Genomic DNA, 19624 nt, shown 5'->3' on the forward strand with positions numbered 1-19624 from the left:
CCATGGTGATCGTGACTTCCATTGCCACCGTCCTGTCGATGCTGACGTTCCTGGCCATCTGCTGGTGGGCGTGGTCGGCGGGCCGCAAGGCTGCCAACGAGGAATCGGCGATGCTGCCGTTTGCCTTGCCGGACGAACATAACAATCCAAGCCGGAACTAGTAACCATGAGCGATTTCATTTCCGATTTCTGGGGCTACTACATCACGGCCATCGCGCTCATTGGTATTGTCTGGTGCGTATGGCTGCTGTTTTCGCAACGGAAGATGCCGAAGGGCATCAGTACCACCGACGACACCGGTCACGTCTGGGACGGCGACCTGCGCGAACTGAACCATCCGCTGCCGCGCTGGTGGATGTGGATGTTCCTGCTGGCCTGCGTCTTCAGCGTGGCATACCTGGTGCTCTATCCGGGCCTGGGCACCTACGCCGGCGTGCTGAAGTTCTCGACGCAGGGCGAACTTGCCGCGCATCGGGAAGCGGCCGAGAAGATGCAGCACGAGATCTACGCCAAGTACCTGAAGATGGATGTCAAGCAGGTGGCCGCGGACCCCGATGCGCGCGAAATCGGCCAGCGCCTGTTTCTGAACTACTGCGCCCAGTGCCATGGCTCGGACGCGCGCGGCAGCCGCGGCTTCCCGAACCTGACCGACAACGACTGGCTGTATGGCGGTGATCCCGACACGATCCAGCAAACGATCGCGAAGGGCCGCAACGGCGTGATGCCGCCGTTTGCCGGCACGATCGATGCCAAGCTGGCCGGCGATACGGCGCAGTATGTGCGGTCGCTGTCGGGGCTGACCTACGACCCGATCCGGGCGTCGCGCGGCGAAAGCACGTTCAAGTCCACCTGCGCGGCCTGCCATGGCGCGAGCGGCAAGGGCAACCAGGCACTTGGCGCGCCCAACCTGTCCGACAACGTGTGGCTGTATGGCAGTTCGGAGGGCGTGATCGTCGAGGCCATCCTGAAGGGGCACAACGGCCATATGCCGGCTCATGAGGAAATCCTGACGCCCGAACGGATTCGCATGCTGACGGCATACGTCTGGGGCCTGTCGAACAGCAACGCGAACGCCGCATCCACAGGGCAATGACAAACCGTCCCCCGGGGTCCGGAGGCCACGCCATCCGGACCGGGGGCATGAGGGCTGAACAATGAGCGCGCCCCTGGAATCTCCCCCCACTACACGCGAATCAAGCGAGGCCGCCTGGCGGCCCGCACCGCCGCCAAAGCCGGCGGCCGACGCCACCGAAGAGGCCCTGTACGAAGTCCGGCGCAAAATCTACCCGCGCTCGGTCACGGGCGCTTTTTCGAGCTGGCGGGTCTGGCTGGTCATCCTCACGCAACTGGTCTACTACGGCACGCCGTGGCTGCAATGGAACGACCGGCAAGCCGTCCTGTTCGATCTCGGCGCCCGCAAGTTCTACATCTTCGGCCTTGTGCTGTGGCCGCAGGACGTGATCTACCTGGCGGTGCTGCTGGTCATCTCGGCGCTGGCACTGTTCCTGTTCACGGCCATCGCCGGACGGTTGTTCTGCGGGTACGCGTGCCCACAGACCGTCTATACCGAGATCTTCATGTGGATCGAGCGCCGGGTGGAGGGTGACCGCATCGCCCGCATCCGGCTGGACGGCGATCCGTGGAGCCTGCGCAAGATTCGTCTCAAGGCGACCAAGCACGCGCTGTGGATCCTGATCGCGCTGTGGACGGGCTTTACGTTCATCGGCTATTTCGCACCGATCCGCGAACTGGGCGGCGAGGTCCTGCACTGGACCCTCGGTCCGTGGCAGGCGTTCTGGATGCTGTTCTATGCGTTTGCCACGTGGGGCAACGCCGGGTTCATGCGCGAGCAGGTGTGCAAGTACATGTGCCCGTACGCGCGCTTCCAGAGCGTGATGGTGGACCGCGACACCTACGTCGTGACCTATGACGTGGGCCGTGGCGAACCGCGCGGCAGCCGGTCGCGCAAGGCGGACCACCACGCGGCTGGCCTGGGCGACTGCGTGAACTGCAGCATCTGCGTACAGGTGTGTCCGACCGGGATCGACATCCGCGACGGCCTGCAGTACGAGTGCATCGGCTGCGGCGCGTGCATCGACGCCTGCGACCAGGTCATGGACAAGATGGAGTATCCGCGCGGGTTGATCCGGTACACATCGGAAAACGCGATGCGCAAGAAGCTGTCGGCATCGGACGCCCGCAAGCGGCTGATGCGTCCGCGCACGATTGTCTACACGGCGATCTGGCTCGCCTTGACGGCAGGCTTCGTCACATCGCTGGCCATGCGCGCGCCGCTCAAGGTCGACATCATTCGCGATCGTGGCGCGCTCGGGCGCGAAGTGGAAGGGCGCTGGATCGAAAACGTGTACCGGCTGCAACTGATCAACGCCACCGAGGCGCCGATGAAGTTTCACGTGCAGGCGCAGAGCGACGCGTTGCAGGGCATGGTCGTGGAGTACGACCATGGCGCGGAATCGCTGTCGCCCACGTCGAACCGGCTGCTGCCGATCCGGATTCGTGTGCCGATCGACGATGCGAAGCAGGGTACGCACAAGATCGAGGTGACGGTCACCGCCGAGACCGAAACCGATCGGAAAGTGGATATCCGGCAAAGCACGAGTTTCATCGTGCCTCGCGATCTGTGATGCTGTCACGGATGGTGAGCCGGGACGAATGCCAATAGGAGAGCGCAATGACCCAACACCCCGCAAAGCCCTGGTACAGGGAGCCATGGCCCTGGATTTTGATGAGTGGTCCGCTGCTGGCGATGGTCGCTTGCGGTATCACGATCTGGCTGGCAAACACCCATGCCGATGTGCCGGTGAACGATGCCACGCGCCACGGACTAGTGGTCGAGAAGGCCGGTGCCGATCGCGCTGAACCCGCTGCGAGGCGCCCATGAGACTGCGCTGGCTGATGTGGGTGCTATGGCCGGCGTTTCTGATGGGCGGTGCGGCCACGGCGGTGGTGTTCTCGGTGGTGGATCCCGGAGACCTCAGCTTCTTCGGACAACCGGTAGAAGCTTCCCGGCAGGCGATCTACACCGTTGGCTTCCTGGTCGCGTGGTTGTTCTGCGCGTTGTCCAGCGGGCTCACGCTGTACACGATGCCGGTGAAGCTCAGCGACACCGATGAACTCGAATAGCAATGCAGAACAGGCGCTGCAAACAGAAAGGCCGCGCTGGATGGCTCCGGCGCGGCCTTTGTCGTGATGCGTGGCCCTGGCTTTCAGCAGGACCGGCTGTACACCTGCTTGATGCCTGCCATATCGACGAGCTTCACATGTCGCTGACGAATCTGGATCAGGCCTGCTTCGGCAAAGCGCGAGAACAGGCGGCTGACGGTCTCGAGTTTCAGGCCCAGGTAGCTGCCGATTTCCTCGCGGCTCATGCGCAGCACGAACTCGGTGGACGAATAACCGCGCGCCGACAGACGCTCGGACATGTTGACGAGAAACGCAGCCAAACGTTCTTCGGCGCGCATCGATCCGAGCGTGATCAGCATGACCTGGTCCTGCGAGATTTCCTTGCTCATCAGGCGCAGGAACTGGCCTTGCAGCGAGGGAAGGATGCTCGACAGCGATTGCAGGTCGTCGTAGCGTACGACGCAGACTTCGGCGTCTTCCAGCGCGGTGGCGTCGGAGGCGTGCTGCATCTCGCTGAGGCCATCGAGGCCGATGACTTCACCGGGCAGATGGAAGCCCGTGATCTGTGTGCGCCCGTCTTCCATCGTGACGTGCGTCTTCAGTGTGCCAAAGCGAATGGCGTAGACCGCATTGAGCGGTTCGCCCATCCGGTAAAGCGTTTCGCCCTTGTGAACACGCACGCGTTCCTGCACGAGCGTGTCCATCTTCGCCAGGTCTTGTTGCGACATGCCCACGGGCAGGCAAAGCTGGCCCATGGCACACGTTGAGCAACGGGGCGACATCTCGGTGACGGGAATGGAAGTCAACAATTGAAGTGCTCGTTATGAATGCGCTTGCAGCGAGGGCGCGATGCAGGCATTTTACAGCGTCATGTGACGCAGAAGCGAGGAACAGTTGCCTTTTGGTGTGCTTTTAAGCGTTTTTCTGATGGCATTGCTCGGTGGCATGCATTGCGCGGCCATGTGTGGAGGAATTGCTATTGCCGCGGAGCAGAAACAGCACCGCGATGTGGCAATTGTCATACACCGTACCGCTCGTCAGTGGTGGACTGCGCTGTGCATCATGCATGCAGGCCGCATCACGACATACATGCTGCTGGGTGCGGTGATGGGTGCTGTCGGTGCGACGGCGTGGCGGCAGGAGTATCTGCCATTGCAGCGATGGCTTTATGCCGGGGGCAGCATGATGCTGGTACTCACCGGTGTGTGGCTGTTGCGTGGACGCGTGATGCGTTCCGACTGGATCGAGCGGCTCGCCTCTCTGGCCGCCGTGCACGTGGTGCAGCGTGCGCGGGCCATGACCGCCCGACTGCCGGTGCGGCTACGTGGCGAGCGTCGCGCAACGCCGCTGTTGCGCCGATACGGTATGGGTCTGGCCTGGGGGCTGGTGCCTTGCGGAATGATCTATGGCGCATTGGCGCTGGCACTGCTGGCAGGCAACGCGGTGTCGGGCGCGCTGGTGATGGGCGCGTTCGGGCTCGGCACGCTGCCCAACCTGCTGGTGATCTCCGGGCTGTCGGGGTACCTGCGGCAACTCTCGCGCAAACCTGTGGTGCGGGTCGCGTCGGGGCTGCTGGTGATCGGCTTCGGCGTGCTCGGCGTGGCCCGGTCGATCTGGCTCCCGGACACGCTGGCCCAACACGGCTTTTGCGTGGTGTTCTGAATCGGCCACAAGGGCGGGTTGCGGGCGGGGCCGGGAATGCCATACAATCGACGGAACCACGGTATCGCGCCGCACCATTGCTCGGGGCGCCGCTGGGGCCGCATTCCTGATCTGGGGAGCGTGCCCAGGGTTTTTGGCCACTCCGGTGCGCCGAGAACGTCTCAACAGTCCATCCGGTTCAAAAGATCTGGTTAAAAGACCGGCTGCGGTTGGGAAATGGCGCCGGTCAGGGCAGGGTTGCCTGAGCCGATACCGTTTTGTTTCTTGCCGTCTTGGCCATCTGGTGGCCCTGGCGAATGTCCGCCCCGAAGGGAGAAGGCGCGACGCAAGAGGTCCGTTGACTGGTGAAACTGGCCAGCGCCGGACGATCTCCTGCCGGATCGACCCGGCATTTCGATGCAAAAGAACGAGGTGCGCACGGCTGCGCTGCATTAGGCAGGCGAGCTGGCTGCGCGATGAAATGGCGGCGGCTTCGGCCTCGCTGTATCTGCAATCTCCAGTGCTCCGGGATTCGTCCGGGGGCAGGTGCAAAGACAGGCTGCACGCAATCACATGAATACCCAAGAGGCGAAGATCGTCCTCGAGACCGCGCTGATCTGTGCGCAGGAGCCGCTGCGCGTTGGCGATCTGCGACGGTTGTTTGCCGACGACGTCGGTGCCGACACGATCCGAGTGCTGCTCGAGGAACTGCGGCAGGACTGGCAGCCGCGCGGGGTCGAACTCGTGGCGCTGGCCAGCGGCTGGCGCTTCCAGAGCCGCCCCGAGATGCGGGAATTTCTCGACCGGCTGAATCCGGAAAAGCCCCCCAAGTACTCGCGTGCGGTCATGGAGACCCTGGCGATCATCGCGTATCGCCAGCCTGTCACCCGTGGCGATATCGAGGAAATCCGGGGCGTGACGGTCAGCACGGACGTGATCAAGAAACTCGAGGATCGCAGCTGGATCGAAGTCATCGGCCATCGCGACGTGCCCGGTCGTCCCGCCTTGTACGCGACGACCAAGGCGTTCCTGGATGACCTTGGCCTGCGTTCGCTGGACGAACTGCCCCCGCTGGAGGATGCCCAGGCGCAGGCGCAAGCGGCGCTCCTGGAGCAGCAGGCCATCGATTTTGAAGAAATCGCCACGGCTAACCCGCCTGCCGGCGACGAGGAAGCGTTTGCCGAACCGGCAGCCGCGTTGACCGTCGAGGCCGCCGGGCCGGAGGTGGGCGCCGGGCCTGTCGAGGCGGGACAGCAACACGAAGCGGGGCCTGCCGCCCCCAGCGAGGAAGTCGCCGACGGCGATGCCTCCGAAGACGATATCAGCGCCGCCCGGATGCCTGAAGACGACGGGCAGGAAGACGCGCCGGTGGCTCATGCCAACGGCTTCCACATGGACACCGGGGCGCCCGAAGCGGCGCCCGCCGACCCTGCGGACCGGAATGGCGATATGCCGTTCTCGACCGAGGACGACGACGAGCGTGTGTCCAACTGAACAACATGCAACATCGATAGTGAATACTTTGTCTGATTCCGCTGAGCAAGACGTCCGCCAGCCGGACGTGCCGGGTGACACCGGCGCCCCCGATACGGGAAATGACGCCGACGGCGCGCCGCGCCGCAAGGGGCTCCGCCGCGGTTTGCGCAATCTGGTGGCTTCGCGCCGCCAGGCCGCGCAGGATCGGGACGCGGGTCGCGCCGATGGCGACGCGCCGGCACCGGCCGAGGGGGGCGAAACCGCCCAGCCCGCCGCGCCGCGTAGCCGTGGTCGCCGCAAGCCGGCGCCTGCCGCCGATGCCGGTGCGCCAGAGGCGCGGCAGGCAGACGGTGGCGAGGCACAGGCCCAGCCTGGTCAGCGCAAGCGCCGCCAGCAGCCGCAGCGCAAGGCCGCACTGGTCGACGGCGACAACAAGCCGGCGGCCGAACAGGCCGGCAAGCGCAATCGCAATGGCCAGCGCAAGAATCAGGGGGGTGCCGGCAAGCAGGGCGCCCGTGGCGAACAGCGTCAGGGCGACAAGTCGGCGAAGCCGGCCGGCAAGACCGGTGGCGCCAAGGCTGCCGCCGGTGCCGAGGACGTGTTCCGCTTCGTGATCTCCGAGCAGTTCGACGAGGAAGATACCGTCGTGCCGCGCACCAAGGCCAAGCCGGTGCGCGAACTGACGTCGGATGACGATGCGCCGAAGCTGCACAAGGTGCTGGCCGAAGGCGGCCTGGGCTCGCGCCGCGAGATGGAAGAGCTGATCCTGCAGGGCCGGGTGTCCGTCAACGGTCTGCCCGCGCATATCGGCCAGCGCATCCTGCCGGCCGACCAGGTCCGCGTGAACGGCAAGCTGATTCATCGCAAGGTAACGACCAAGCCGCCGCGTGTGCTGCTGTATCACAAGCCGTCCGGCGAGATCGTCAGCCAGTCGGACCCGGAAGGCCGTCCGACCGTATTCGACAGCCTGCCGCGCATCAAGAACGGCAAGTGGGTGGCGGTGGGCCGCCTGGACTTCAACACCGAAGGCCTGCTGATCTTTACCACGTCCGGCGATATCGCCAACCGCTTCATGCATCCGCGCTACGGCGTGGAGCGCGAATACGCGGTGCGGACGCTGGGCGAACTGGCGGAAGCCGATCGCCAGGCGCTGTTGCATGGCATTCAGCTCGACGACGGCGAGGCCAACTTCCTGCGCATCGCCGACGGCGGTGGCGAGGGTGTGAACCAGTGGTATCACGTGGCGCTGACCGAAGGCCGGAACCGCGAAGTGCGCCGGATGTTCGAAGCCGTCGGCCTGACCGTGTCGCGCCTGATCCGCACCCGCTACGGCCAGTTCCTGCTGCCGCGTGGTCTCAAGCGCGGCCGCTGGCAGGAGCTGGAAGCCACGGACGTGCGCAACCTGATGGCCAACATCGGCCTGAAGGCGCCGGCCAAGGCCGAGCAGGGCGGTGGCAAGGGTGGCGTGACAAAGGTGGGCGGCCGCAAGGCGCGTACCGAAGCCGCCATTGCGGGCATGCCAATGCACACGGGCATGGACGGCCTGCCGCGCTTTGAAAAGGCAGGCGGCAACCGCGGCGGCGGCAACGCCGGGCGGGGCCAGCCTGATCCGATGCAGACCTCGATGGGCTACATCCCGTCGGGGCCGGCACCGCTGACGTCGCACACGACGAAGTTCAGTGGCGGCCTGGGTGGCGCCGGCGCCCTGCGCGGTACGGGCGGCACGGGCGGCACGGGCGGCATGCGTGGCGCCGCGGGCGGCAAGGGTGCTGGCGGCGGGCGTGGCGGACGCGGCGGCATGGGCGGCAACGCCGGAAATGCGGGAAACGCAGGCGGAAACCGCCAGCGCCGGGGCGGCGGTGACGTCAACGGCAATGTGATGCCGAAGGCCGCCAAGGGCGGCGGCGGTGGTGGCGGCGGCAATCGCCGGCCGCGCGGCGGTGGCCGGAGCGGTCAACGCTGATTCGGAAGGGGCCGATGCCGGAAAAGTCCGGGATCGGCCGCGTTCCGGCGCGGATCCCAGCAGGCTTTTGCCTTTTAGTCATAATCCGCGTATAATCCAAGTCTATTCAAAAGTATCATCCTCGGCGAGGATGGGCGAATGATGGGCATTGCGCCCATTTTTTTTTTGTTCGCCCGTTTGTGCTTGCGGCTGGATTGCGTCACATGACGCGCTGGTTTGGTGGGGATGATGGGCAGGCAGGGCTTACAGGCCGTTTCGGAACCTCGATTTCAGAACGTTGTGTTGTCCGGTGTCTGCCAAGGTATTGAAAGCCACTACTCGGGAATACAGTGCATCTGGCAGATTTGATCGAAACCACCCTTAACGGCATGGGCTACGAGTTGGTTGAGCTTGAGCGTGCCCCGGCCGGACTTCTGCGTGTCTATATCGATCAGCCTGAAACCGGCATCGTCATTGAGGATTGCGAGAAAGTCAGCCGCCAGCTCACGCACGTGCTGATGGTCGAGAACGTCGACTACGAGCGCCTCGAAGTGTCGTCGCCGGGCCTGGACCGTCCGCTCAAGAAGCTGGCCGATTTTGTCCGCTTCGCCGGTGAGGAAGCCAGGGTCACGCTGCGCCTGCCGGTCAACGGCCAGAAGAACTTCGTCGGCATCCTGCGCGAACCCGCAGGCGAGGCCGGGGCCGAGAAGATCGGCCTGGAATTCGAGGGCAAGGACGGCGCTGCACTGCTGGAATTCGCCATATCCGATGTCGACAAGGCCCGTCTGGTGCCTGTGATCGACTTCAAGGGAAATCAAAGAAAAGGGAACAAGCAATGAGCCGCGAAGTTCTGTTGCTCGTCGATGCGCTAGCGCGCGAGAAGAACGTTGACAAGGATGTGGTCTTTGGTGCACTGGAGGCCGCGCTGGCCTCGGCCACCAAGAAGCGTTTCGAGGAAGACGTGGATATCCGCGTGCATATCGACCGTGAATCCGGTGAGCACGAAACGTTCCGCCGCTGGCTTGTCGTCCCCGACGAACAGGGTCTGCAGGAACCGGACAAGCAGATCCTGCTGTTCGAAGCCCGCGACCAGAACGCCGACATCCAGCTGGACGATTTCATCGAAGAGCAGATCGAGTCGGTGGAGTTTGGCCGTATCGGCGCGCAGGCCGCCAAGCAGGTGATTCTGCAGCGTATCCGCGACGCCGAGCGCGAGCAGATCCTGAACGACTACCTGGATCGCGGCGAAAAGATCATGACCGGCACGGTCAAGCGCGCCGACAAGAAGGGTCTGATCGTCGAATCCGGCCGCGTGGAAGCGCTGCTGGCCCGCGACCAGATCATTCCGAAGGAAAACCTGCGCACCGGCGACCGTGTGCGTGCGTACATCCTGAACGTGGACCGCGCCGCGCGTGGCCCGCAGATCGAGCTGTCGCGCACCGCGCCCGAGTTCCTGATCAAGCTCTTCGAGAACGAAGTGCCTGAAATGGAACAGGGCCTGCTGGAAATCAAGGCGGCGGCCCGCGACCCGGGCGTGCGCGCCAAGATCGCCGTGGTGGCGCACGACAAGCGCATCGATCCGATCGGCACCTGCGTGGGCGTGCGTGGCACGCGCGTCACGGCGGTGCGTAACGAGATTGGCGGCGAGGCCGTGGACATCGTACTGTGGTCTGAAGACCCGGCGCAGTTCGTGATCGGCGCGCTGGCGCCGGCACAGGTGCAGTCGATCGTGGTCGACGAAGAGAAGCACAGCATGGATGTGGTGGTCGACGAGGAAAACCTCGCCGTCTCCATCGGCCGCAGCGGTCAGAACGTACGCCTGGCGTCGGAGCTGACCGGCTGGCAGATCAACATCATGACGCAGGAAGAATCGGCGCAGAAGCAGGCCGAGGAAAGCGAAGTGGTGCGCAAGCTGTTCATGGCCAAGCTGGACGTGGACGAGGAAGTGGCGGACATCCTGATCGAGGAAGGCTTCTCCACGCTGGAAGAAGTGGCCTACGTGCCCATCAGCGAAATGATGGAAATCGAGGCCTTCGACGAAGACACCGTCAACGAGCTGCGCAACCGCGCCCGCGATGCGCTGCTGACGATGGAACTGGCCCGGGAAGAAAAGGTGGAAGAGGTGTCGCAGGATCTGCGTTCGCTCGACGGCCTGACCCCCGAGCTGATCGGCAAACTGGCCGAAGGCAACATCCATACGCGTGACGACCTGGCCGAACTGGCCGTGGACGAGCTGGTCGAGATGGCCGGCGTTGGCGAGGATGAAGCCAAGGCGCTGATCATGAAAGCACGGGAACATTGGTTTAACTGAGGGACACGTCCGGGTTCAACGCCCGGACGCGCTTTCCGCACACGAATTGTCCCGACGTAGAAACCGAGCATTGAAAGGGTTTGAATGGCAAGCACAACAGTTGCCCAACTGGCCGCAGAACTGAGCCGCAGCCCTGCTGCACTGCTGGAACAATTGCAGGCAGCTGGGGTGGGCAAGGCGACGCCTGAAGACATCATTACCGAATCGGACAAGACCCGGCTGCTGGATTACCTGAAGCGGTCGCACGGTCAGGCCGATGACAGCGCACGCAAGAAAATCACGTTGACCAAGCGCGAAACGTCCGAAATCCGTCAATCCGACTCCACCGGCAAGACCCGCACCGTGCAGGTCGAGGTGCGCAAGAAGCGCGTGCTGATCAAGCGCGACGACGTCGAATCGCACGACGACGGTGCCGACGCCCACGCAGCCGAGGCGGCTGCCGAGCTGGCCCGTCGCGACGAGGAACAGCGCCGCGAGCAGGCCGAGGCCCTGGCACGCCAGGAAGCCGAAGCCCAGGCGGCCCGCGAGGCCGCCGAGCGCGAGGAAGCCGACCGCCGCGCCAGGCAGGAAGCCCTGGAGGCCGAACAGCGCCGCCAGGCTGAACTGCTGGCCCAGAAGGCTGCCGAGGAAGCCGCTGCCGCCCAGGCAGCCTCCGACGCCGCCGAGGAAACCGCGCGCAAGAAGGCTGAAGAAGACAAGGCACGTCTGGCCACCGAACGCGCCCAGGCGCAGAAGAACGCCGACGACGCCAAGGCTGCCGCCGACAAGGCCCGCGCCGAGCAGGACAGCGCCAAGGCTGCGGCCGACAAGGCACGTGCCGAGCAGGACGCCGCCGCGCGCCGTCGCCGCGAAGCCGCCGAAGCCGAGGCCCGCGCCATCCAGCAGATGCTGAATGCGCCGCCCCGCGTGCTGAAGGCGCCGTCGGAGCGCAAGGCCGAGGAAAAGAAGGCCGAGCAGACCGGCACGCTGCACAAGCCGGTGAAGCCGGCTGGCACCGAAGTCAAGAAGGACGAGAAGAAGACCGCCGCCGCGCCGGCCGCCACGACGACCACTGCCACCGCTGACAAGAAGGGTGGCAAGGGCAAGGGCGGCGGCAGCTGGCAGGACGACAGCCGTGGCAAGGGCAAGGGCGGTGGCCTGAAGACCCGTGGCGATTCGTCGGGCGGTACCGGCGGCTGGCGCAGCGGCCCGCGTGGCCGTGGCGGCAAGCAGCATGGTGACGATGGCCGCAGCAACTTCCAGGCGCCGACCGAGCCGGTGGTGCGCGAAGTGCACGTGCCCGAGACCGTCTCGGTGGCCGATCTGGCCCACAAGATGGCCGTCAAGGCATCCGAGGTCATCAAGCAGATGATGAAGCTCGGCCAGATGGTGACGATCAACCAGGTGCTGGACCAGGAAACCGCCATGATCGTGGTGGAAGAAATGGGCCACAAGGCATATGCCGCCAAGCTGGACGATCCGGAAGCCCTGCTGCTGGTGACGGAAGGCGAAGAGCAGACCGATGCCGAGCTGCTGCCGCGTCCGCCGGTGGTGACCGTGATGGGTCACGTCGACCACGGCAAGACCTCGCTGCTGGATTACATCCGCCGCACCAAGGTTGCCGCAGGCGAAGCCGGCGGCATTACGCAGCACATTGGCGCGTACCACGTCGAAACCGACCGTGGCGTGATCACGTTCCTGGACACCCCGGGTCACGAGGCCTTCACGGCCATGCGTGCCCGTGGCGCCAAGGCGACCGACATCGTCATCCTGGTGGTGGCGGCCGACGACGGCGTGATGCCGCAGACCAAGGAAGCGATTGCGCACGCCAAGGCTGCCGGCGTGCCGATCGTGGTGGCAATCACCAAGGTCGACAAGCCGGAAGCCAACCCGGACCGCGTCAAGCAGGAACTGGTGGCGGAACAGGTGGTGCCGGAAGAGTACGGCGGCGATTCGCCGTTCGTGCCGGTGTCGGCCAAGACTGGCCAGGGCATCGAGGATCTGCTCGAGAACGTGCTGCTGCAGGCCGAAGTGCTGGAACTGCGCGCCCCGGTGGACGCCCCGGCCAAGGGTCTGGTGGTGGAAGCCCAGCTCGACAAGGGCAAGGGCCCGATCGCGACGATCCTGGTGAGCAGCGGTACGCTCAAGCGCGGCGATGTCGTGCTGGCCGGCAGTGCCTATGGCCGCGTGCGCGCCATGCTGGACGAAAACGGCAAGCCGGCCAAGGAAGCCGGCCCGTCGATCCCGGTGGAAATCCAGGGTCTGTCGGAAGTGCCTGCCGCCGGTGAGGAAGTGCTGGTGCTGCCGGACGAGCGCAAGGCGCGTGAAATCGCCCTGTTCCGTCAAGGCAAGTTCCGCGACGTGAAGCTGGCCAAGCAGCAGGCGGCCAAGCTGGAAACGATGCTCGAGCAGATGGCCGAGGGCGAAGTCCAGACGCTGCCGCTGATCGTGAAGGCCGACGTGCAGGGTTCGCAGGAAGCACTGGTGCAGTCGCTGCAGAAGCTGTCGACCGCCGAAGTGCGCGTGCAGATCGTGCACGGTGGCGTGGGTGGCATCTCGGAATCGGACGTCAACCTGGCCACCGCTTCGAAGGCGGTGATCATCGGCTTCAACGTGCGTGCCGACGCCGGTGCGCGCAAGCTGGCCGAGCACAATGGCATCGACATCCGCTACTACAACATCATTTACGATGCTGTGGACGAGATCAAGGCGGCCATGTCGGGCATGCTGGCGCCGGAGAAGCGCGAGACCACGATCGGTCAGGTGGAAGTCCGCCAGGTCTTCCGCGTGCCGAAGGTTGGCGCCGTGGCCGGCTGTATGGTCACCGACGGCCTGGTCAAGCGTACGTCGCTGGTCCGTGTGCTGCGCAACAACGTGGTGATCCACGACGGCGAACTGGACTCGCTCAAGCGGTTCAAGGACGACGTCAAGGAAGTCAAGCAGGGCTTCGAGTGCGGTCTGTCGATCAAGAACTTCAACGATGTTCAGGAAGGCGACCAGCTCGAGGTGTACGAAATCACCGAGGTGGCGCGTACGCTGTAAGGCGATACGCAAAGACGGCAGGCTCCGGCCTGCCGTTTTCACATCATCGGTAAAGCAAAAAGTTTTGCATGGCCAAGAAAGGCAATATCTCCTCCCGTAATTTGCGCCTGTCCGACCAGATCCAGAAGGAACTGGCCGAGATGATCCAGCGCGAGCTCCGCGATCCGCGCCTGGGGCTGGTCACGCTGCAGTCGGTGGCGCTGACGCCCGACTACGCGCACGCCAAGGTCTACTTCACGGTGCTCGGCGCAGAGCCCGAAGTGGCGGCCGGCGTCCTCCGGGAAAAGGCTGGCTACCTGCATTCGCTGCTGTTCAAGCGCCTGCACATCCATACCGTCCCGACGCTGCATTTCCATCACGATACGTCGGTGGAGCATGCCATCGAGATGTCGAAGCTGATCAACGAAGCCAATTCGACGCGCGCCAAGGACGACGAATAAGGCATCGGCGTTTTTTGCCGTTTTCTCGCGAGCCGGCCTCCGGGCTGGCGCCGCAAACCTCTTCCCCCCGCAATGACCGATTCCCAAGCCAACCGTCCGCCCCGGCTGCCGCGCCGTGACGTGCATGGCGTGCTGCTGCTCGACAAGCCGCTTGGCCTGTCGTCCAACGATGCGCTGGTGCGCGCCAAGCGTCTGCTGCGCGCGAACAAGGCCGGCCATACCGGTACGCTCGATCCGCTGGCCACGGGCCTCTTGCCGCTGTGCTTTGGCGAGGCCACCAAGTTTTCGCAGGATCTGCTCGATGCCGACAAGACCTACGAAGCCGCCGTGCGCCTGGGGGCGACCACGACCACCGGCGATGCGGAGGGCGATATCGTCAGCGAACGTCCGGTCACGTGCGACCGTGCGGCGCTCGATGCGGCAATCGTGGGCTTCACGGGCGAGATCGAACAGGTGCCACCGATGTACTCGGCGCTGAAGCGGGACGGCAAGCCGCTCTACGAATATGCGAGGGCAGGGCAGACCGTGGAGCGCGCGGCACGCCAGGTGACCATCCGCGCGATCACGCTGCTCGAAGTCGATCTAAAAAATTGCCGTTTTACGATGCGAGTGACCTGCAGCAAGGGAACGTACATTCGCACGCTGGCCGAAGATATCGGCGAGGCGCTCGGTTGCGGTGCGCATCTGACCGGGCTGCGGCGCACGGGCGTGGGCGACCTGACGCTGGACGGCGCAGTAACGCTGGAACAGATCGACGCACAGGCGGACGATGTGCGTCCGACGCTGCTCGCGCCGGTAGACGCGCTGCTGCAGCGTTGCCCGCCGGTTCATCTGGATGCGGTGTCGGCCGGACGCTTCCTGCAGGGCCAACGTATCGCGCACCGTGACCTGCCCGAAGGCCAGGCGCCGGAAGCGGGCACGCTGGCGCGCGTCTATGCCGAAGGCAAACTGCTGGGCGTGGCGCGGATGAAGGAAGGCGCGCTGCGGCCCGAGCGGCTCGTAAAACTCTGAGTTTTACCGGCTCCGACGGCAAGCATCCCAAAGAAAAAGGGCATCGACCAGCATCGATGCCCTTTTTTCATGCCGCGTGGCGCATGCCACATGCCGCAAGCCGGCCGGTCAGTGCGCCCCGGCCGCGTCGGCGCCGCCGCCACCCTTGGCACGCTTGGTCAGCCAGACAAAGCCGATCAGCGCGAAGAACAGCACGCCCGAGATCCAGAAGATGTCGTTGGCGCCCAGCATCGACGCCTGCAGCGAGATGTTCCGCTCGATCAGCCCGATGGCCTGCATCTTCGACATGCCCATTGCCATCAGGTGATCGAGCTGGGCCTGGTATGTCGGGTTGTACGGGTTGACCTGTTCGACCAGCTGCGCATGATGCAGCGCCGAGCGGTTTTCCCAGACCGTGGTCGAGATCGACGCCCCGATGGCACCGAACGTGATCCGCACGAAGTTCGACAGGCCCGAGGCTGCCGGAATCTTCTCGGGCGGCTGGCCCGACAGGATGATCGACGTCAGCGGGATGAAGAACATCGCCATGGCCGCGCCCTGGATCAGCGTGGGGATCACCAGCGCCCGCGTGTCCACGCCCGTGGTGAAGCCGGCCCGCATGAAGCTCACCGCCCCGAACGTGATGAACGCCGTGGTGGCCACCCAGCGTGCGTCGATCTTCGGCAGCACCCGGCCGATGATCGGCGACAGGATGATGGCGAAAATACCCACCGGCGCGGTCACCAGGCCGGCATCGGTGGCGGTGTAGCCGACGATGGTCTGCAGCCACAGCGGCAGGATCACGAGATTGCCGAAGAACAGGCCGTAAGCCACCGAGATCGCCACCACGCCGGCCGCGAAGTTGCGGCCCTTGAACAGGTGAATGTCGACGATCGGATGCTTTTCGTAGAGTTCCCAGGCCAGGAAGAACAGGAAGCCGACCACGGCGGTCACGCCCAGCGCCACGATTACGCCCGAATGGAACCAGTCGAGCTCCTTGCCCTTGTCCAGCATCAGCTGCATCGAGCCGACCCAGATCACCAGCAGCGCCAGGCCGATGCGGTCGATCGGCAGCATCTTGGTGGGCGTTTCTCGCTCGCGGTAGATCGACCACGTGACCCAGGCGGTGACGATGCCGATCGGCACATTGATGTAGAAGATCCACGGCCAGGTCATGTTGTCCGAGATCCATCCGCCCAGCAGCGGCCCCATGATGGGCGCGACCAGCGTGGTCATGCCCCATAGCGCCAGGGCCATCGAACTCTTGGCGGGTGGATAGCTGGCCAGCAGCAGGGCCTGCGACAGCGGAATCATCGGGCCGGCCACGGCGCCCTGCAGCACGCGGGCGGCCAGCAGCGTTTCGAGGTTCGGCGCCACGCCGCACAGCCACGACGACACCACGAACAGCAGGATCGACAGCACGAACAGCCGCACCGCGCCAAAGCGCGTGGTCAGCCAGCCGGTGAGCGGCACCGAGATTGCGTTGGCGACCGCGAAAGACGTGATGACCCAGGTGCCCTGGTTCGGCGACACGCCAAGGTCGCCCGAGATGGCCGGGATCGACACGTTGGCGATCGACGAATCGAGCACGTTCATGAACGTGGCCAGCGACAGCGCGATGGTGCCCAGAATCAGCTTGCCGCCGGTCAGCGGCGGATGCGCGGCGGGGCGGGCGGGCGCCGGCTTCGGGGCCGGTGCCGCGCCGCTGTCCGGCGTCGCGGTGGTGGAATTTGCCATGGGCAGTCAGCCAGTCAAACAGGTCGGATCGGATCGATTCAGGTACGGGCGGGCTTGGCCGCCGCACGCGCCGCGGCCGCGCTGGCCGCGCTTGCGGCACCCGCCGCGCCCGGCGCCGGCGGGCGGCCGCCGTTGTTGACCGCGATGATGCGGGCGATCAGCGCGTCGGCGTCCTGCGCCACCTTGTCGTACACATCGGTCTGCAGGGGCCTGGCGGACTTGGCGCTGACCAGCGACGCGCCTTCTTCCTTGCGCACGTCGACCGTGACGTTCATCGACAGGCCCACGCGCAGCGGGTGGTCCTTCAGTTGCTGCGCGTCCAGCGCGATCCGCACCGGCAGGCGCTGCACCACCTTGATCCAGTTCCCGGTGGCGTTCTGCGCCGGCAGCAGCGAGAACGCGGCGCCGGTGCCGGCCGAAAAGCCTTCCACATGACCCGTGTACTTGACCTTCGATCCGTAGACGTCGGCTTCCAGTTCCACCGGCTGGCCGATCCGCATATGCGTGATCTGCACTTCCTTGAAGTTGGCGTCGACCCAGACCTGATCCAGCGGCACCACGGCCATGAGCGGCGTGCCGGCCGCCACGCGCTGGCCCACCTGCACCGAACGCTTGGCCACGTAGCCCGTCACGGGCGCCGGCATCGTCGAGCGCGCGAACGCCAGATAGGCCGAGCGCAGGTTGGCGGCGGCGCGCTGCACGTTCGGGTGCTTTTCCACCGTGGTCTGGTCGGTCAGTACCTGGTTCGAGGCCAGTTGCTCGCGGGCGGCAACCAGCGCCGACTCGGCCGCCTTCAGCGCGGTCTGGGCGTGGGCGATTTCCTCGCTCGACACCGCGCCCGAACCGGCAATGGCCTGGCGGCGGCGCAGGTCATCGCGCGCCTTGGCCACATCGGCTTCGCGCAACGCCACCTGTGCGGACAGCGAACCATTGTTGACGTACAGCGTGCGCACCTCGCGCACGGCCTGGGCCAGCTGGGCTTCGGCCTGCTCCATCGCCACCTGGGTGTCGGCGCGATCGAGCTGGATCAGCGGCTGGCCGGCGGTCACCAGCTGCGTATCGTCGGCGGCAATCGACACCACGGTGCCGCCCACCAGCGGCGTGACCTGCACGACGTTGCCGGCGACGTAGGCGTCGTCGGTGTTCTCGAAATGGCGGGCGTAAAGGCCCCAGTACAGGCCATAGCCGATGCCGGCCACCACGACCGCGGCGGTCAGGGAAACGAGCAGGCGCTTGCGCTTGCCGTTGTTGTCGCCCGCGGGGGCTGCTTGCTGGTTGGTGCTCATGATGGGATCTCTCGAATCTCTGCGATGTGTCGTCTTGTCTGGTTTCAGCCGTTTCCGTCAGGCGCTGCCCTCAACCCTGCGTGCCCGGGGCCGCGCTTGCAGGCTTGCCGGATGCGCCGTGACTGGCGCCCTCGGCTTCCTGGTAGCCACCGCCAAGCGCCTTCATCAGGCTCATCTGCAGGTCCAGCCGGCGCGCCTGCAGATCGGTGGCGAGCCGGCGCTGTTGCAATACGTTGCTTTCGGCGTTGAGCACCGTCAGCTGCGTGCCCAGGCCGGCCTTGTAGCGCGTGGTGGACAGTGCGTAGGCATGTTCGGCCAGGTTCAGCGCCTCGCGCTGCGTCTCGATCTGCTGGTCCACGCTGCGGATGCTGGTCACGGTATCGGCGGTCTCGCGCAGCGCGTCGACCAGCGTCTGGTTGTAGCTGGCCGCCGCGATGTCGTACTGCGCGTACTTGCCCTTGAGGTTGGCGCGCAGGCGGCCGCCCTGGAAGATCGGCAGCGTGACCGACGGCCCCACGCCGAACGTGCGGCTCATGCTCATCAGCAGGTTCGACGGATCGAGCGAGGCCACCCCGGCAAAGGCGGTCAGCTTCACATCGGGCAGGAATTCCTTCTTCGCCACGGTGATGTCCTTGGACGAAGCCTCCACGCGCCAGCGCGCGGCCACGATGTCCGGGCGGCGGCCAATCAGGCCGATGGTCAGGTCGTCGGGCAGTTGCGGCGTGGCGTTGGCCAGCAGCGTGGGCCGCGTGATCTGCAGACCGCGGTCGGGCCCCTTGCCCAGCAGCGCGGCGATCTGGTTGCGCGCCAGCGCGATTTCCTCGTCAACGCGTTGCAGGTCGGTCTGGGCGGCGGCCACGGTGCCGCGCGCCTGGGTGGTTTCCACCTGGGTGTCGAGGCCGGCGGCCAGGCGCTGGCGCGACAGGTCGGTCAGGTCGCGGCGCTGGGCGATGGCGCGTTCGGCCACGTCGCGCTGCGCGTACAGCGCGGCCAGGCGGTTGTAGCCGCGGGCCACCGATGTGGTCAGCATCAGCCGTGCGGCCTGGGTCTCGGCTTCCATCGCACGGTCATCGGACAGCGCGGCTTCCAGCGCATCGCGGTTCTTGCCCCAGAAATCGAGGTCCCACGACAGGCCCAGCTGCAGGCGCGACTGGTTCTGCCATGACCCGGCCAGCGGCGTGCCCGTAAACAGGTCGGTCTCCGAGAAACGCTGGCGCACCAGGCTGCCTTCAAAGTCCACGCCGGGGTAGAGCGCCGAACGCGTGGCATCGGCCATCGCGCGCGAGGCTTCCAGGCGGCCAAAGGCCACCTGCAGGTTCGGATTGCCCTGGATGGCTTCGTCCACCAGCGCACGCAGTTGCGGATCGTGGAACTGATCGACCCAGTCCTGCGACGGCCACTGGCCGTGTTCGCTGGCGAAGGTCTGCGGCGATGCCAGCGTGCCGGCGTCGGTCATGGTCTGCGTGCTGTGCGAATTGCCCAGCGCGGCGCAACCGGCCAGCACGGCAGCGGCCAGCACGGTCAGCGCGAGCGTGCCCGTGCGGCGAAGCTGGCCCGCGCGGCTGGCACGGTGGGAAAGAGAATGAGCGGTGGTCATAGGCGGTGAACTGTGACGCGGTCTGGCGATTTCAGGAAT

17 protein-coding genes are annotated in these 19624 nt (G+C 65.5%); 13 read left to right on the forward strand and 4 right to left on the reverse strand.

What is annotated here, in order from left to right:
* Positions 1–2: 2 nt before the first annotated feature.
* The 5 genes from AC3G88_RS04580 to AC3G88_RS04600 all read left to right on the forward strand — a co-directional run bounded on the left by AC3G88_RS04580 (position 3) and on the right by AC3G88_RS04600 (position 3144).
* Positions 3–161, forward strand: coding sequence for a cbb3-type cytochrome oxidase subunit 3 (locus AC3G88_RS04580; protein ID WP_153945228.1), 159 nt, complete (start codon positions 3–5; stop codon positions 159–161).
* Positions 162–166: 5 nt separating this feature from the next.
* Positions 167–1093 carry a cytochrome-c oxidase, cbb3-type subunit III gene (gene ccoP / locus AC3G88_RS04585; RefSeq protein ID WP_153945227.1) on the forward strand — a complete coding sequence of 309 codons (927 nt, stop codon included), beginning with the start codon at positions 167–169 and terminating at the stop codon, positions 1091–1093.
* 61 nt (positions 1094–1154) lie between these two features.
* Positions 1155–2645: a cytochrome c oxidase accessory protein CcoG gene (gene ccoG, locus AC3G88_RS04590; RefSeq protein WP_487523690.1), complete on the forward strand. Its 1491-nt coding sequence runs from the start codon at positions 1155–1157 to the stop codon at positions 2643–2645.
* A gap of 47 nt (positions 2646–2692) precedes the next feature.
* Positions 2693–2902, forward strand: coding sequence for a hypothetical protein (locus tag AC3G88_RS04595; RefSeq protein WP_488770316.1), 210 nt, complete (start codon positions 2693–2695; stop codon positions 2900–2902).
* On the forward strand, positions 2899–3144 hold the full coding sequence (locus AC3G88_RS04600; protein ID WP_487523691.1) for a hypothetical protein: 246 nt from the start codon (positions 2899–2901) through the stop codon (positions 3142–3144). The genes AC3G88_RS04595 and AC3G88_RS04600 overlap by 4 nt, the downstream gene beginning before the upstream one ends.
* Positions 3145–3227: 83 nt before the next feature.
* On the opposite strand, the gene fnr is transcribed toward AC3G88_RS04600, so the two are convergent.
* Positions 3228–3953, reverse strand: coding sequence for a fumarate/nitrate reduction transcriptional regulator Fnr (fnr, locus tag AC3G88_RS04605; protein ID WP_153945224.1), 726 nt, complete (start codon positions 3951–3953; stop codon positions 3228–3230).
* 85 nt (positions 3954–4038) lie between these two features.
* Between fnr and AC3G88_RS04610 the strand changes: the two genes are divergently transcribed.
* The 8 genes from AC3G88_RS04610 (at position 4039) to truB (ending at position 14986) form a co-directional block, all read left to right on the forward strand.
* Entirely contained in the window at positions 4039–4806 is a 768-nt protein-coding gene (locus AC3G88_RS04610) for a sulfite exporter TauE/SafE family protein (protein WP_488770315.1), read from the forward strand.
* 552 nt (positions 4807–5358) lie between these two features.
* Positions 5359–6279, forward strand: coding sequence for an SMC-Scp complex subunit ScpB (scpB, locus tag AC3G88_RS04615; protein ID WP_488770314.1), 921 nt, complete (start codon positions 5359–5361; stop codon positions 6277–6279).
* 28 nt (positions 6280–6307) lie between these two features.
* A complete protein-coding gene (gene rluB / locus AC3G88_RS04620) occupies positions 6308–8224 on the forward strand; it encodes a 23S rRNA pseudouridine(2605) synthase RluB (RefSeq protein WP_488770313.1) in 1917 nt (638 codons plus the stop codon).
* Positions 8225–8553: 329 nt separating this feature from the next.
* The gene (gene rimP, locus AC3G88_RS04625) at positions 8554–9042 is read left to right on the forward strand and encodes a ribosome maturation factor RimP (RefSeq protein WP_029051042.1); all 489 of its coding nucleotides are present in this window, start codon (positions 8554–8556) and stop codon (positions 9040–9042) included.
* Positions 9039–10514 carry a transcription termination factor NusA gene (nusA, locus tag AC3G88_RS04630; protein ID WP_153945219.1) on the forward strand — a complete coding sequence of 492 codons (1476 nt, stop codon included), beginning with the start codon at positions 9039–9041 and terminating at the stop codon, positions 10512–10514. Before rimP ends, nusA begins: the two co-directional genes overlap by 4 nt.
* Positions 10515–10598: 84 nt before the next feature.
* A complete protein-coding gene (gene infB, locus AC3G88_RS04635) occupies positions 10599–13535 on the forward strand; it encodes a translation initiation factor IF-2 (RefSeq protein WP_488770312.1) in 2937 nt (978 codons plus the stop codon).
* A gap of 68 nt (positions 13536–13603) precedes the next feature.
* Positions 13604–13975 (forward strand): 30S ribosome-binding factor RbfA, encoded by a 372-nt coding sequence (gene rbfA / locus AC3G88_RS04640; RefSeq protein WP_488770311.1) that lies wholly within the window; start codon positions 13604–13606, stop codon positions 13973–13975.
* A 72-nt stretch (positions 13976–14047) separates the two neighbouring features.
* Positions 14048–14986 (forward strand): tRNA pseudouridine(55) synthase TruB, encoded by a 939-nt coding sequence (truB, locus tag AC3G88_RS04645; RefSeq protein ID WP_488893139.1) that lies wholly within the window; start codon positions 14048–14050, stop codon positions 14984–14986.
* A gap of 108 nt (positions 14987–15094) precedes the next feature.
* Here truB and AC3G88_RS04650 read toward each other — a convergent pair whose 3' ends face one another.
* The 3 genes from AC3G88_RS04650 to AC3G88_RS04660 form a co-directional block, all read right to left on the reverse strand.
* The gene (locus AC3G88_RS04650) at positions 15095–16702 is read right to left on the reverse strand and encodes a DHA2 family efflux MFS transporter permease subunit (protein WP_488770309.1); all 1608 of its coding nucleotides are present in this window, start codon (positions 16700–16702) and stop codon (positions 15095–15097) included.
* A 38-nt stretch (positions 16703–16740) separates the two neighbouring features.
* Positions 16741–17988, reverse strand: a complete 1248-nt coding sequence (locus AC3G88_RS04655) for an HlyD/EmrA/EmrK family protein (RefSeq protein WP_153945215.1) — start codon at positions 17986–17988, stop codon at positions 16741–16743.
* A gap of 70 nt (positions 17989–18058) precedes the next feature.
* Positions 18059–19585, reverse strand: a complete 1527-nt coding sequence (locus tag AC3G88_RS04660) for an AdeC/AdeK/OprM family multidrug efflux complex outer membrane factor (RefSeq protein ID WP_488770308.1) — start codon at positions 19583–19585, stop codon at positions 18059–18061.
* Positions 19586–19624: the final 39 nt, after the last annotated feature.

It is taken from the genome of Cupriavidus sp. 86D6, assembly GCF_057815095.1.

Bases quoted from the DNA above. Each gene is read 5' to 3' on its own strand.
- ccoG (WP_487523690.1), top strand. From the start codon at position 1,155: ATGAGCGCGCCCCTGGAATCTCCCCCCACTACACGCGAATCAAGCGAG.
- truB (WP_488893139.1), top strand. From the start codon at position 14,048: ATGACCGATTCCCAAGCCAACCGTCCGCCCCGGCTGCCGCGCCGTGAC.
- nusA (WP_153945219.1), top strand. From the start codon at position 9,039: ATGAGCCGCGAAGTTCTGTTGCTCGTCGATGCGCTAGCGCGCGAGAAG.
- AC3G88_RS04660 (WP_488770308.1), bottom strand. From the start codon at position 19,585: ATGACCACCGCTCATTCTCTTTCCCACCGTGCCAGCCGCGCGGGCCAG.
- infB (WP_488770312.1), top strand. From the start codon at position 10,599: ATGGCAAGCACAACAGTTGCCCAACTGGCCGCAGAACTGAGCCGCAGC.
- AC3G88_RS04580 (WP_153945228.1), top strand. From the start codon at position 3: ATGGTGATCGTGACTTCCATTGCCACCGTCCTGTCGATGCTGACGTTC.
- AC3G88_RS04600 (WP_487523691.1), top strand. From the start codon at position 2,899: ATGAGACTGCGCTGGCTGATGTGGGTGCTATGGCCGGCGTTTCTGATG.
- AC3G88_RS04650 (WP_488770309.1), bottom strand. From the start codon at position 16,702: ATGGCAAATTCCACCACCGCGACGCCGGACAGCGGCGCGGCACCGGCC.
- scpB (WP_488770314.1), top strand. From the start codon at position 5,359: ATGAATACCCAAGAGGCGAAGATCGTCCTCGAGACCGCGCTGATCTGT.
- AC3G88_RS04655 (WP_153945215.1), bottom strand. From the start codon at position 17,988: ATGAGCACCAACCAGCAAGCAGCCCCCGCGGGCGACAACAACGGCAAG.
- ccoP (WP_153945227.1), top strand. From the start codon at position 167: ATGAGCGATTTCATTTCCGATTTCTGGGGCTACTACATCACGGCCATC.
- AC3G88_RS04595 (WP_488770316.1), top strand. From the start codon at position 2,693: ATGACCCAACACCCCGCAAAGCCCTGGTACAGGGAGCCATGGCCCTGG.
- rbfA (WP_488770311.1), top strand. From the start codon at position 13,604: ATGGCCAAGAAAGGCAATATCTCCTCCCGTAATTTGCGCCTGTCCGAC.